10 protein-coding genes are annotated in these 13,776 nt (G+C 40.3%); 3 read left to right on the top strand and 7 right to left on the bottom strand.

What is annotated here, in order from left to right; translation table 11 throughout:
- Nucleotides 1-92: 92 nt before the first annotated feature.
- A complete protein-coding gene (locus EHQ62_RS05295; RefSeq protein WP_135641170.1) occupies nucleotides 93-1,625 on the bottom strand; it encodes a methyl-accepting chemotaxis protein in 1,533 nt (510 codons plus the stop codon).
- 71 nt (nucleotides 1,626-1,696) lie between these two features.
- The gene (locus EHQ62_RS05290; RefSeq protein ID WP_135641169.1) at nucleotides 1,697-2,887 is read right to left on the bottom strand and encodes an acyltransferase family protein; all 1,191 of its coding nucleotides are present in this window, start codon (nucleotides 2,885-2,887) and stop codon (nucleotides 1,697-1,699) included.
- 243 nt (nucleotides 2,888-3,130) lie between these two features.
- On the opposite strand from EHQ62_RS05290, the gene zigA reads away from it, so the two are divergent.
- Together zigA and EHQ62_RS05280 are read left to right on the top strand one after the other, a co-directional pair.
- Nucleotides 3,131-4,381: a zinc metallochaperone GTPase ZigA gene (zigA, locus tag EHQ62_RS05285; RefSeq protein ID WP_135641168.1), complete on the top strand. Its 1,251-nt coding sequence runs from the start codon at nucleotides 3,131-3,133 to the stop codon at nucleotides 4,379-4,381.
- Nucleotides 4,378-4,902 (top strand): hypothetical protein, encoded by a 525-nt coding sequence (locus tag EHQ62_RS05280; protein WP_135641167.1) that lies wholly within the window; start codon nucleotides 4,378-4,380, stop codon nucleotides 4,900-4,902. Before zigA ends, EHQ62_RS05280 begins: the two co-directional genes overlap by 4 nt.
- Before the next feature lie 131 nt (nucleotides 4,903-5,033).
- On the opposite strand, the gene EHQ62_RS05275 is transcribed toward EHQ62_RS05280, so the two are convergent.
- The 5 genes from EHQ62_RS05275 to EHQ62_RS05255 all read right to left on the bottom strand — a co-directional run bounded on the left by EHQ62_RS05275 (nucleotide 5,034) and on the right by EHQ62_RS05255 (nucleotide 11,286).
- Nucleotides 5,034-6,596: a HEAT repeat domain-containing protein gene (locus EHQ62_RS05275; RefSeq protein ID WP_135641437.1), complete on the bottom strand. Its 1,563-nt coding sequence runs from the start codon at nucleotides 6,594-6,596 to the stop codon at nucleotides 5,034-5,036.
- Between the two features lie 79 nt (nucleotides 6,597-6,675).
- Nucleotides 6,676-7,353, bottom strand: a complete 678-nt coding sequence (locus EHQ62_RS05270; RefSeq protein ID WP_135641166.1) for a hypothetical protein — start codon at nucleotides 7,351-7,353, stop codon at nucleotides 6,676-6,678.
- Between the two features lie 12 nt (nucleotides 7,354-7,365).
- A complete protein-coding gene (locus EHQ62_RS05265) occupies nucleotides 7,366-8,661 on the bottom strand; it encodes a hypothetical protein (protein ID WP_135641165.1) in 1,296 nt (431 codons plus the stop codon).
- A 349-nt stretch (nucleotides 8,662-9,010) separates the two neighbouring features.
- A complete protein-coding gene (locus tag EHQ62_RS05260; RefSeq protein WP_135641164.1) occupies nucleotides 9,011-9,901 on the bottom strand; it encodes an LBF_1199 family protein in 891 nt (296 codons plus the stop codon).
- Between the two features lie 116 nt (nucleotides 9,902-10,017).
- Nucleotides 10,018-11,286 (bottom strand): NHL repeat-containing protein, encoded by a 1,269-nt coding sequence (locus EHQ62_RS05255; protein WP_244241643.1) that lies wholly within the window; start codon nucleotides 11,284-11,286, stop codon nucleotides 10,018-10,020.
- A 215-nt stretch (nucleotides 11,287-11,501) separates the two neighbouring features.
- Between EHQ62_RS05255 and EHQ62_RS05250 the strand changes: the two genes are divergently transcribed.
- Nucleotides 11,502-13,775 carry a hypothetical protein gene (locus tag EHQ62_RS05250; protein ID WP_135641163.1) on the top strand — a complete coding sequence of 758 codons (2,274 nt, stop codon included), beginning with the start codon at nucleotides 11,502-11,504 and terminating at the stop codon, nucleotides 13,773-13,775.
- Nucleotide 13,776 lies beyond the last annotated feature (1 nt).

Below are 13,776 nucleotides of genomic sequence, written 5' to 3'. Positions count from 1 at the left end.
TGGTGCAAAAGAATTACAAATAATTTTCCCATTCCCTATCCTGAACGAAATTCTCTAACGTTAAGTTAATGGTGTTAACCAAGGATTCAGGATTAACGAATTCTGTTTGCGAGAACTTGTATGTCCTCAATGTGATCTGCCAGTACACGTGTATTTTCTGCCACCACTTGCACTGCATCTTCGATGTTTTGGGCGGCACGCATCACTTCCTGGTTTCCAATGGACTGTTCCTTCGCGATGGTTTCGAGTTGCGAAGAAATCTCCTTTAGTTGTTTTTGGGATTCCACAACTCGGGCATTTAACTTCTGCATATCGATGATCTTTTCATTGAAATTGATCACTTTGGATTGGATGTTCATCATTTCCTTTTCTTGGTTACTTGCCATCGAAGTTGCTTCTTTTGCAGACTGATTTCCTTTGATGAGATCCGATTTCGATTTTAAAATGGTTTTAGAGATGATACTTGCATTCGAAGCTGAGTTCTCGGCAAGTTTTGCAACCTCTTGCGCAACAACAGCAAATCCCCGACCATGTTCACCAGCCCTTGCCGCCTCAATCGATGCATTTAACGCAAGTAAGTTGGTTTGATCCGCAATTTCTTTCATGATTTGGTTTACGTCTTCCACTTTTTGGAAACTTGAACTTACTTCAGAAAGTACGTTGTTTAAATTTTCCATAGAAATTGTGACCAAATTGCTAAATTTAGAAGATTCTTTGATTTGGTTGGAAATGAGTTCGATTTCATTTCTTACGGAAGCCACTATACCTTCCAAGGTTTGGCTTTCTTCATTTAAAGATTCGATCCGCGAGTATTGGTCTTTTACAAATTGAAATGAGTTTTCTGTTGACTGTGCAATTTCTGTGAGGGATGCCGAAATCTGTTCGATCGATGCCGCTTGGTTTTGGACAAGGCCATTCAAATCATCGGTAAACACCTTTAAGGCGGCGACCGATTGGTTTAAGTTCTCACCCGTTTCAACCATTGCTTCTTTTTGTTCGGAAACAATTTTGGAATGGGCATCAGCTTCTTTTTTTCCTTCCACTGCCTCTTCCCGAATTGCAATGAGTAATCCAACCATTTTACTCATAAAGTAAGTTGCCAATACCAAAAAGACAACTTTTACAATTTCAATGGGTAAGGAAACAGAATGTGCTAATGTGTGAACGTCATTTCGATCAACAAAACTCACTCCTTCCCGAAACGAAAATACAAGGGATCCAATGTGTACGATGAGGAGTAAACAACCAATCACAATCGTTCTTTTGCTAGAAAACAAAAATCCAGAATACAAAATCACAAAAAAACAAATGGTGTAATTGATCCCAGACTTAAGAGCAGCCGCAGCCAAATCCAAAGTGATAAGAGATTGGCCCCAAGTCGAAATTCCAACTAAAATGACATCCCCCACAACGAACCAAAACGGATAAGGATTTAACTTCTTTTGAAACAAATACATTTGTACAAATGCAAGGACGCCATATAACACTGTGGATGTGACCATGACAACCAATTGATCCGTACGAATGGAGCCTAAACTGCCCAAAATTCCTAAAACATAAATTCCAAAAAGAATCAATCGAATGGTGTTTATGGTTTTCGCTGATCGTAATGTATATTCGTCCATAGAGTTCTCTTTTTTTTAAAATTGAATTAGAATCTTTAAGGGATAATCTTTGAGGGATTTTGTTTTTTCAACTACCCCACCTTCTTCTGCGCCAAAATTCGATTGCGGAGTGCCAAAAATGGTTTTTCGGTCAAAAGGTAATAAAAATAGGCGTAACCTAAAATCATCACTCCAATGGGAATCGTCCAAAGGAAAATCTCATAATAATGGATTTTTTGATAACCGATAAACTTTTTAGATAGATAACCTAATGCAAGTAAATGGATGATATAAGCACAATAGGAAAGTTTTGCGACGGGAGAAAATATCGGGACAGATAATACCTTACTTGTCCAAGTATTTTCATCAAAAGTTTTGATTAGAATCACTGACCAGGCAATCGATGCGACTAAAAACCGAAATACACAAGTAAACAACTCAGGTCGGTCTTCTGTTGTGAAAAACATAATGGCAAACAAACTCGTGATCGATAAAAATACTGCAAATGGAGAGAATTTGTTTTTTAAAAATCGATTGATCCAATCTGGAAAATAAATTTGCACTGCGGCAATTAATACTCCCAAAAACAAACCATCCATCCTTGAGTGAAATGGATAATAAAAAGCCCCAGTATAGGTTCCAAAATTTAAGTTTTCTGTGGGAATCAGAGAAAAATGAACATAACGCGTGATTGTTGGTAAAATCACCAATGTAGCAAGGGAAATCAAAATTTGTTTTGGTTGTTTCAATTTTAAAATCAGAAATAATAAAATTGGCAAAAGGATATAAAACTTTTCTTCCACACTGAGAGACCATCCATGGATCATGATCCCAGCAAAATAATCACTCATATATGTATAATCCCAAATCACTCGGTGGACTAGTTGAGCTGATTCAGTTTTAACCAGTTCATCGGTTGCATGTTTAGAAAGTTGGTAAATAAAGAGAAATTGAAAGGTTAAAAAAATGTAATAAGGTGGGAAAATACGTAACACACGTTTTGTGAGAAAGTTTCCGTAATTGATCACATTTGTTTTGATTTTTTCTTTAAGAAGTTGTCCACCTATGAGATACCCACTCAAAACAAAAAACGCATCCATACAAAGCGAACCATTGTTTAAAAAATTTTCGATCCATACATTGGTTTCGTAAAATCCAAAATATTTATACGGTCGAAACATATGAGTGTAGATCACCATAAAAAAAGCGATCCCACGGATTCCATTGAGACCCTTCAGTTCGAGGGGATTGGTTTTAAAAACAGAGAATAAATAATCTTTCATGAAATAATCTTGCAGTCATTAGGAAACCAAACTCATAGCTTACGGTCACTTTATTTTTTCACTCATGGTAAAATTTACTACCAACTCCGCAAATGCGAAGGGAATTTTCCGTTTCGTCCCATTTCCCTCCTCCCTTTCTCCTGACAGCAGGCGCGCTTTTTTTGCAACATCGTTGCATTTAAGTTTGACAAAATCGGCCCATCCAAAGTAAATGCAACTGAATTGCGTAAAGCGGGTGCCAAAATGAACAAAAAAATTCCAGTGACAGTATTATCAGGATTCCTCGGGGCGGGGAAAACAACCCTTCTCAATCATGTTTTATCCAACAGGGACGGACTACGTGTCGCTGTCATCGTGAACGACATGAGTGAAGTGAATATCGATGCCAAACTGGTTGCAAGTGGGGCAAGTCTTAGCAGAACCAATGAATCACTCGTCGAAATGTCCAATGGTTGTATCTGTTGTACGCTCCGAGAAGATTTACTCATCGAAATCACTAAGTTAGCAAAAGAAAACCGTTTTGACTACATCTTGATCGAATCCACTGGGATCTCTGAACCGTTGCCGATTGCTGAAACATTTACCTTTGAAGATGAAGATGGCATTAGCCTAAAAGACTTGGTAACACTGGATTCGATGATCACTGTTGTCGATGCGGTCAATTTTTTAAAAGACTTCGAAAGCGTTGATTCACTAAAAGAACGAGAGATAGGTGCCGGTGAAGAAGATGATCGGGATTTGGTGGACCTACTTGTGGACCAGGTTGAATTTAGTAATACGATTGTTGTCAATAAAATTAGCCTCCTATCAGAATCCAAAAAAAATAAATTACTCACAATTTTACGCTCCTTAAATGCAGAAGCTGAAATCATTACCACCGATTATGGTAAAGTTCCCTTAGATAAAGTATTCCATACTGGTAAGTTTGATTTTGAGAAGGCAAGTATGTCCCCACTTTGGTTAAAGGAATTAAGAGGGGAACATGTCCCTGAAACTGAGGAATATGGAATCAAAAGTTTTGTGTATGGAAATAGAAGGCCTATGCATCCAAAACGATTTTACGATTGGTTAGATTCTGAAAAACCAGGCCTCGTCCGAGCCAAGGGATTTGTATGGCTCGCAAGCAAAATGGATTGGGTACTCCTTTATTCCCAAGCAGGAAATCTTTCTTCTTACAAACCTGAAGGGTATTGGTGGGCAAGTATCGCTGAAGAAGACATCCCTGATGATCCTCGTGTCATCGAAAACTTAAAACAAAATTGGATGGAACCTTGGGGAGACCGTAGGCAAGAAATCGTCCTCATCGGTCGCGATATGAATGAAAAAAATATCAGAGCGTCTCTCGACAAATGCCTCCTTACCGATGCAGAATACGCGAAAGGCCCAGAGGCTTGGGAAACCTTAGAAGATCCATTTCCGAATTGGGATGAGATGGTCTCTTCATCCGAGGAAGCAGTGGAACATGAAACTGATTCGGAGATGGCATCAAAATGAAAGTGTTTTTAGGAGATATGCCAGTGGAACTCACTGGCAAACGTCCAAAACTGGGAGACCGTATCCCAGGGAAATTTGAGTTTCAACCTGCACTGAATACAAGTAATAAGTTTCCGAACTTAAACCAAGTGAAGGGACTTGTATTTGTTTCGACACTGCCAAATGTAAAATCCTTTGCTTGCTCCACTCAAGTTTTGGATTTAGAAGAAGAGATCAAAAAAAGAAAACTTCCCGCTAAAATTTTCCATTTTGCTTCTTGTGGGAAGGACTCATGGTTTGAAATTAAAAAACTGCACCCACAACTGAAAGCAAAAGGATACTCACTTCAAAACTGTCCTGCAGCAGAAGTATCAGAATTCAAAAATTCATTGGGGGTCGGTGTTTCGCATTCACATCGATTGGCACATGGTTTGTTTGCCTTTTACGATGGTAGAATCATAGCCAGCTACATACCCAAACAACAATACGGAGTTCCCAATATCAAACGGTTTTTAAACCGAATCGAAAGAAGTATGTCCTAAAAAGGAAATTCAATTGGGAAGGAAAATGGATTCCATCCCAATTGATCCAAACAATGGATGCATTCACAAATCGCCTGAGGTCCTATTGAATCCTCGTATATTTTTAAAGATAGACTCAATTTAAATTGAAATTACGGATTAGACTTCACCCAATGATTCCATTCCTTCGCAGTTCGAAACTTTTGCCCTGTAATCGATGTTAATGCATAGTAACTTAGTTTTCGTTTTTCGGCGTCTTCTCCATTGGCTAGGTCAAGTAATAATGGAATCGACTTTTTGTCTTTCCGTTTGGCTACTTCTTCCATGGCAGGACGGTAGACTTCTGCATTTTTAGAACGAGTTGCCTCTTCAAGAACCAATCGCGCTTCTTCGGTTCTTAAAAGTGCCACTGTGGATAAAATCTGCGGTGCCATTTTTGGCCTTTCTGCGAGAAGTGATTTTAGTTTTGGTAAACTACTTGGGTCTGCGATGGAACCCAATGCTTCAAGGGCATAACTCATTAATTTAGTATCCCCTTTATCCAATGCGAGGATGAGATCCGGAACCGCTTCTTTTGCCCCCATCACCCCAAGTGCCCAAGCAGATCCATAAGGACCTTCTTTTTCACCAGAAAGTAAAACCTTCCTTAAAATCGGAACAGAACTCGGATCCCCAATCCAACCCAGTGCTTCTGCAAAATGATCCCTCTCTGGTGTATTTGGTTTTAAGAGTAATTCCTCTAAACGATTTTTACCATCTTTGTATTTTTGCCGTCCGATGATTTTTGCCGCATAACCCCAGTTTTTTGTTTCATTGGAATTTAAAATACCAAAGGCTAATTTTCCAGCTTCCTTTGATGGGATGGAACAAAGTACATCCGTTGCATAAAGTTTCGATTCTTGATTCTCAACGTTTAAAACAGAAAACACTTTCGGGATCACATTCGGATTTCCGATTTCAATGAGAGCTAAAGATGCATTTTCTTTCCCTTTATCATAGGGCAAAGTTAAGGCTTGTATCAATACATCATTCGCATTTTTTGCTTTGATCCTTCCTAATGCCAAGTAAGACGCAGCAAGTGTAGGTGTTTCATCTTGGACCTTTGTAAGATTCAGTAAATAGGTTTCAGCCGGCGAAACTTTTAATTTTCCAAGGGCCATGGCATAGGTTTTATCTTTTTCTCTGTCTTTGTTTTTGGTAGCCAAAGCTAAAATTTGGGAACCGACGGTAGTGGCTCCAATTTGCACCAGTGTATCCACAGTTTGCAATCGTAAGGTTGGATTTTCAGAATCTAACAGAGGGTAAATGCGATTGGCAACACTTGGGTCTTGCATCCGTGTGAGAGCATCCAAATAAACATCCTTTGGATTTTCTGTATCCGACCACATCAAATTGGCAATTTTGGGAGAAGAAACTTTGTCTTTTAGATCACCTAGTGCAATGGCAGCACCCGCTCGAAGCCCGGGATCTTTGTCCGATAATAACTGCCTGAGTAATGGAATTGCTTTTGAAACCCCTCGATTCCCCAATTGGATGGCAGCTTGGCCTTTGTCAAAATTGGAACCTGATTCCAAAGTTTGTAATAGAACATCAGTGGAAATTTCTTCTTCCATGGGCAAAACCTCTGGTGCCTCAGGTTCACTTGGTCCACCAAAACAATTTTGGCTAAAGAGAAAGAATAAAGAGATGATGATGAATTTTTGTATGATTTGCATAGAACTATGGAATGGAAAATGAGATGGATGGTAAACCAAAAGTTAACTTTCAAGTTAACCTTTGGTTTGTATTTTGTGATTATGTGTTAGGAACTTGGTTCCTTACATCTTTTAAGCCAGCGAGTTCCTTTCTCCAAAGTTGTAAATCTTTTTCAGCAGAACTTTTTACATCTCCAGCTGGTTTTTTATTTTCTAACCAATACTCAACCATTTGGATCCGTGATTCTAACTCATTGATCTTAAAATCAAAATAAGCTTTTTGCACTTTTGGAGAAGGACGTTCTCCAACATTTGGTTCTTCTGCACTTGGTTTATCAGACCATTTTTCTTTGGATACACTCGCAGAAAAACTCGCATCCATGGCAGTGAAAGAATCCAACATTTCCAGTTGTTCTTTCTCTTGGTTTTCTGTTAAGGGAGTGCGAATCTCACGAGGAATGTAAAAATTGTTTGGGTATTTTGCCGCAAAATCCCTCCACTCCTCTTTGATTTCTTCTTTACGATTTGGTTTTTTCTCAAGAGCAAACGGCCATAGGACTTCTGCTTGTGCCAATTCTAATTCTTCTGGATTGGGAGCATCTGCAAATTCCGGATCATCAAATAAGGAATTAGCGTGTTTTTCTGGACTACCAAAATTGGTATCAGACACAACCTGGTTTTCATTCGATTTTGTTCCAGACATCTTCCAAAGTGTGATGCAAAACAATACGATGAAAAAACCACAAACAGAAAGGATTCCTATCAACCGTTGGTTCATTCTTTTATCCTCTTACGTAAAGATTGAAACTACCCAAGAAATCGCCTGACCAAAAATATTCTCTGTTAAGAATTTTTTCAAATCAACTGGGTTTCGATTGAGTGAATCATAATACCAAGCAGTATATTCACTTACTTGTGGGATTGAAAATCCGTAACGAGTGTTAATTGCCTTAATCAATTCGTTCGCAAATAATGAGTGGCCATACATATTTGGGTGAACACCATCTAATCCAAATACACCAGGTTGGTTAGGAAGTGGCCAATTTGCTCTTGCATTCCCAGGAGACCAACCAGAGGCACTTCGAATAGGCCTTCCATTTTCTTTTAAGTCATCAAAGATCACACGAAGGTCAGCCACCGCAAAACGCATTGTAGCCCCTTGTGCTTTGATTTCATTGTTTAACATATTTAAGAAATTGGAAATTGTTGCCACTTCATTGGCATCCAGAACTTGGTTTGGATCAGAAACAGAATTACGAAAGAATGCTTTGAGTCCGGAATAGTTCGCTCTTCCATTTGGGTCTCTGTAGTTTTCTAGGAAAGCAATCGCTGTTACATTTGGAACAGTAAACAACACACCACCTTTTAAACTTCCCATCGCTGCCATTCTACGGAAAAATTCGCGAATGTCTCTTTTGAAACGGGCTTCATCCAAACAATCTGTAGAGGTATGGAGTGCCGTACAAAGCACGTGATTGGCACCAGCAGATCCAAAAAGGAAAGTTGGTTTTACTTTTTCCATCACTTGGGCTTGTGTGCCCGCATCTCTTAGTCCAAATCGGTGGAACTTGTCTGGTTCTTGGCAGTCTGCGACAGTGACCCAACGGTAGGTATACCAATACCATTTTGCCCAGTACCATTCTTTCACTTGTTTGGTGGCTGTGATGTCTTCACATTTACCAGAAGTTTTGAGAACCGTTGTGTATTCAGCTCCGGTGATACCAGCATGCGAAGGTAAAGAAACAGTGGAAACATTTCCACCAATGATGCTTTCTGCGATACAAAAAACACCGCAGTCCCATTTGAGTACGTCCTCTAAATTGACAAAAGGCCCTTTTAAAACATTGTACGAAACCGAAGCACCTGCTTGTTTCGAAACAAGCACTGGGTATGCCCAATCTTGTGTTTTCTTTTCTACGGTCACACCAAAGAAACCTTGGCTCAAGGAATCCCCGATGACCCCAACTTTTTGGAACATTTCACTTTGTGTTTGGGCTGACAATGAGCCAGCAAACAACAAAACGAGCACCAATCCGAATGCTTTTTTTGTGTTCATACTTCCTCCCAATCGGAACATTTTCAACATATTTTGAACAATTACGACATTTTGGTGTCTTTTTGAACGAGTGTCAAATAATTTATTTCCGAACCGTTGCAATTTTTTGAACTAAGTTCAATTTTATAGAAAAAGTTGGGACATCCCTGCCCACGTAGTCAGGGTTCTTGGGACAAATGAGGGACCATTTTTGCTAGAGGGTCGATTTGGAGGTGATTTGTTATCAATTCGTTTGGTAAGAAACGAAAACAATGGACCAAATCGAGATGTAAGAATTGTCAGGATTGGGTATGAGAGTGTCTTTGTGTTGCGACAGGGACCAAAGGGAATGAAACGAAAAAAGGAAAGGTAAAAAGGGATGCTAAGTTCAAAACAGAAGTCAAAAATACTTCCCCACTTTGTCATAATTCCCAAGGGCTGAGAGAACGGTTGTTTCTTCCCAACTGTCAAGGATCACTCCATTGCCTTTCAAATATACAAGAACATCGAATCGGTCTTGTGCCTGCAGTTTTACAAGTTCTTTTAAAACGAGAGACAAACGATAGGAATCACGTTTGTTAGGTGCAAGACTCTTTTCCTTTGGGAGGTCATACTTTTCTTTTAAGTCTTGGCAAAACGTTTCCCAAACATGGATGGCCGTTAAGATCGTCTCAAGGCGCAGTCGATTTTCTTTTTCTTTCGGCGTTAATTCCTCGTTTGATTGATTGCCTGAGACCATCATCATCCGCAAGTAATAGTATAAGGTGTGGCTATTCAAAAGGATCTTACGAATTTCGTTTTCTCGTAAGTTAGAAAATATCCCAAGAAGAGTTTGCATGGTCATATTTTTTTCTTCTAAGAGATCAAAGTATGCCTCCCATGTTTGAGGGTCCAAATTGGAAAGCAGGTGGATCTTAAGGGTGGGGTCTCTGTCCATTTCCTCACCAAGGGATAGGATACGCAAACTTTGGCCAGAGCCGAACAATTGACGGATTTGCAAAAAGTATGAATTCGAATCAAATTGGTCTAATAAAAATTGTTTCCCATACCCAAAGTAAATGAACTTCATGAGAAGGTCAGGTTTGATATTCTCGTCGTTTAAAAATTTTTTCGTGGCATCTTCAGAACGAAGTAACCATAGGTATTCGAAAACCAAATCACAAAACTCATGATCATCTAACATATGATCAGCGAGAGACCTCAGATCTTCGCCTTTTTCGATGGAAAGAAAAAACGTCAAAAGTTCGTTAGGAGATGCATTTTTCCAGAACTGAGATGCCTTCCATCGCATCCTAAAGTCTTATAAGGCAAAACCGATTGTGTCAATGTTAATTTAAAAATACGAAATTTGCGAAGCCAAATTAGAAATCATATTCCACACCCAACGCAAGTGGATTCGTATATTCTTTAATAACTATTCCAATAACTACTTTGGATGAGTGTGTTACATATTTTCCCTTTGGCACCAGGGTTGATCACTAAAACATCATTTTCCGTATGGGGGACTGCATATATTTTTCCGTTAGGTGCTAAAACACCATCCCCCCATTTGTTAAAGGTTACGTATCCCGCGTTGAAAACAGAGGTCAAAAGAGTATCAGGGTCAATTGTCACAATATTTTCGTTATCTGCAGGGATCGTATAAATTTTTCCATCGGCAGCCAAAATTCCACCGCGCCAACGACCTGTGCTCACACCACCGGCAGTTACCGGAAAATAAGTAACAGAATCATCACTCGGATCCAAAACTAAAAAATTGGGTGCATCCGCCGCCATCGCAAATAATTTCCCATTTGGTGCGAGAACCCCATGCCTCCACTTATTAGTGCCAATTGTGGTTGGGATAATATAACTCCTTTCCGAATAAGGATCGAGGGCTAGGATCGAATTTGAGACAAGAGGAAAGGCATATATTTTGCCATTGGGAGCAAGGACCCCACCTTCCCACATATTTGAATCTGCTAATGGTGAGGCGATGGTCCGTACCGTATCGGTCCTTGGGTCGATCACTAGGATTTGGTTTGCTGCCATGGGAATCCCATAAATCAACCCATTGGGAGCAAGGATTCCCCCTCTCCACTTATTGCCACCTGTTAAGGGAGAATCAATCGTATACGTTGTGTTAGCCTCTGGATCAATCACTAAGATCTTATTTGCATTTCTCGGAATGCCGTACACCTTCCCATTGGGAGCAAGGACACCACCTTCCCATTTCCCTAATCCACTAAAACCCGTAGACAAAAAGGAAATTCCATTGGTGAAAGGATCAATGATGAGGACATCAGATTGGTCAAAAGGTAGGGAGACAATCTTTCCCTTAGATGTGAGTACCCCGCCAAGCCACTTGGAGGAAGCACTCACTGTGGAGCTAAAACTTTCTGTCACAAGACCCTCTGTCCCAAGAGCCGCCTGCTTTCGCAGTTCGGCCTGTACGTATTTCCAACGTCTGGGTTGGATCGCATTGAAACTGTCCATTTCACAAATGGATTTATTGGGAGCGACGGACCCGCAGTACTCACGGTCATCATCATTTAAAATCCGCGCTAAGTAAAACGTTTGGTACGATTCGGAGTTTGGATCACAGCCGTTTTCTAATTGGGCCTTGTTACAAGATAGAAGGAGAACGTGGATACTAAGTACAAAGGAAAGGAAGAGCTTACGAAAATGGGGCTTCAACTGGAGGGACTCTACATGGAAAATTTTTTATGTTATTGGAAATTGTCAAACGAAAGAAATTTCTTAAGGAAATCCATAGGAAAACTACGAAGTACTCCGACGATCCTATGTCATGTTTGATTCTATTTTGACAAACCCATTTGTTTTAAACATCGCTTGGAAAATAGCAGTTGTCAGGGGAAGGCAATTTGCACTAGGATTGGATAGGCATTCTTATGAAGCGAATTTGGCAACCCACGGTCCTTTTTGTCCTTTTCCCGATTTTCTTTTTCTGCAAACCGGCAGAACTTTCCAATACCTGTGATCCAAAATCAGATGCCTATCTTACAGCCAGTTTGCTTCGTTTCCTTTTGAATGATTCTTCACCTTCTTGTTTGCCTGGATTTTCAAAACTGCCTCTTCAGATTTGGGGGGCCTATAGCGATTTGCCAGCCAATGTGGATGTAAAGGCAATGGCAGTTTACGACAACAAACTCTACTTAGGTGGCACTTTCCAATATTTAGGACCGAACACTGGTGGTGCCGCAATCCTCGGTTCCAACGATGGAAAGCTATTGGATGAAACCGTATGCCCTTATTTGGAAGTCTTAACCTTTAGCAATGTTGCCATCTCGGACGAAAACGGAGGGTTTTATTTAGCAGGGAGTTTTACCCATGTCCAAGGCAAACCAAAACGTAGCATCGTTCACATCAATGCAAACTGTACTCTCGACACAAAATTTGATGTAGGGACCGGGTCCTCTGGTTTTACCATCAATGACATCCAATTGGTAGGTGATAAAATTTATATCGCAGGGAGTTTTACAATATGGAATGGAGAGGCTAGGTCCAACCTAGCAGCCGTAAATCGGTATACGGGAGTTTTGGACAATGCTTGGGTACCCAATGCGTCAGGATCTGTAAACGCCCTTGCCCCAGACACTGATGGAATCTTTGTGGCAGGAGGATTTACAACATTAAATGGTGAAGTAAATTTCGGACGATTGGTTAAGGTCAACTATGACACGGGAGCATTGGTATCAAGTTTTGCACCGAATGTGACAGGTGTTGCAGTGCAAACGATTGTCCTCGGCCAAGATGTTAGTAATAATAAGGTTTTGTATGCGGGAGGGGATTTTATAACAGTGTCTCAAACCTATGCAGGATCTTTCCTTATGGACGGAAGCACAACAAGTTGGAACCCAGCACCTAACGCACAAGTGACGGACATTGCTTTACTAGGATCCAAAGTGTATTTATGTGGAACGTTCTCACAATTGGGAGCAACACTCCGTAACTACTTTGCTGTGGTTGACAATAATACAGGGGCTGTTGGAACTGAAAATTTAGGCCTGATTGCAAGTGATAGTCTTGCATCCCTCACGGAGTTTGGGGGAAAATTGTATGTATTGGGAACGTTTACTTCGGTATTTGGAACCCCACGACAATTTGGATTTTCGATTGATCCCATTAACGCCATTCTTACTCCTTGGAATCCAAAATTTACCAATGGTTTCTTATCCAATACAGGAAAAATAGCCTTCTCTTCCGATGGATCGAAGGTATTAGTTCCTGGAAATTTTTATTCAGTAAACGTAGTCGAACGGAATGGGTTTGGATCCATCGATCTCATTACAGGAAAACCGACCGACTTCAACCCACAACTTGTGGGAAACATCAATGGATTCCATACCAAAGACAAAATTTTATATGTTGGGGGTTCCTTCAGTTCTGTGTTAGGTGTTACGAGAACCAATTTTTTCGCCTTAAATCTTGAGACTTTATCCCTCGAGGGAACGGCTCCCACCTTTGATGCGAGTCTCAATGAGATCCAATCAGATGATCAATATTTGTATATGGGTGGAACATTTTCCAACGTAGCTGGTTTCCCTCGAAATAATCTTACTCGTTTGGAAGTGAAAACTGGTAATGTCGATACCTGGAATCCCAATCCCGATGCCGCTGTGTTTTCCTTGAACACCGAAAACAATCGATTGTTTGTTGGTGGTTCTTTTGGCAACATTGCTGGATCAGCCACTTCAAATTTAACTGAAGTCAGTAAAAGTTCTACTTCGAATTTATTATTTCCATCGAATACGAACTTTCCCAATTCCAATGTAAATACGATCTCCAATTTTCAAAATCAGTATTATATCGGCGGCGCTTTCACATCCATCGGTGCACAGGCCTATCCTTTTTTTGCAAAGTTTGATGGCCAAACTGGAACCTATACCTACAACCTAATGGCAGCAAATAGTGATGTATCCACCATTTCTCTTGGAGAAAATGGGAAAGGGATCATCGGTGGAAATTTTACAACGGTGAATGGAGTTGCCAAAGCAGGATTTGTGTTTTATGATTTTAACAATGACCAAGTGTTTGGATTGGATCTTCCCTCTACAGGAAATGTAAGTCGGTCCCTCTCCGTACAAAATCGCCATTTCATCGGCGGAAAAATCACACAAGTTGCGAATCGACCAAGGGGTGGTTACGTGATTTTGGATTTCTAAA

Origin of the sequence: Leptospira jelokensis, from assembly GCF_004769635.1 — a bacterium.
GTDB classification, from domain to species: domain Bacteria; phylum Spirochaetota; class Leptospiria; order Leptospirales; family Leptospiraceae; genus Leptospira_A; species Leptospira_A jelokensis.
This window is presented reverse-complemented; position numbering and strand designations above follow the sequence as displayed.

Excerpts from the sequence above, each read along its gene's own strand:
- EHQ62_RS05295 (WP_135641170.1), bottom strand. The coding sequence starts at position 1,625 with ATGGACGAATATACATTACGATCAGCGAAAACCATAAACACCATTCGA.
- EHQ62_RS05290 (WP_135641169.1), bottom strand. The coding sequence starts at position 2,887 with ATGAAAGATTATTTATTCTCTGTTTTTAAAACCAATCCCCTCGAACTG.
- zigA (WP_135641168.1), top strand. The coding sequence starts at position 3,131 with ATGAACAAAAAAATTCCAGTGACAGTATTATCAGGATTCCTCGGGGCG.
- EHQ62_RS05280 (WP_135641167.1), top strand. The coding sequence starts at position 4,378 with ATGAAAGTGTTTTTAGGAGATATGCCAGTGGAACTCACTGGCAAACGT.
- EHQ62_RS05275 (WP_135641437.1), bottom strand. The coding sequence starts at position 6,596 with ATGCAAATCATACAAAAATTCATCATCATCTCTTTATTCTTTCTCTTT.
- EHQ62_RS05270 (WP_135641166.1), bottom strand. The coding sequence starts at position 7,353 with ATGAACCAACGGTTGATAGGAATCCTTTCTGTTTGTGGTTTTTTCATC.
- EHQ62_RS05265 (WP_135641165.1), bottom strand. The coding sequence starts at position 8,661 with ATGTTGAAAATGTTCCGATTGGGAGGAAGTATGAACACAAAAAAAGCA.
- EHQ62_RS05260 (WP_135641164.1), bottom strand. The coding sequence starts at position 9,901 with ATGCGATGGAAGGCATCTCAGTTCTGGAAAAATGCATCTCCTAACGAA.
- EHQ62_RS05250 (WP_135641163.1), top strand. The coding sequence starts at position 11,502 with ATGAAGCGAATTTGGCAACCCACGGTCCTTTTTGTCCTTTTCCCGATT.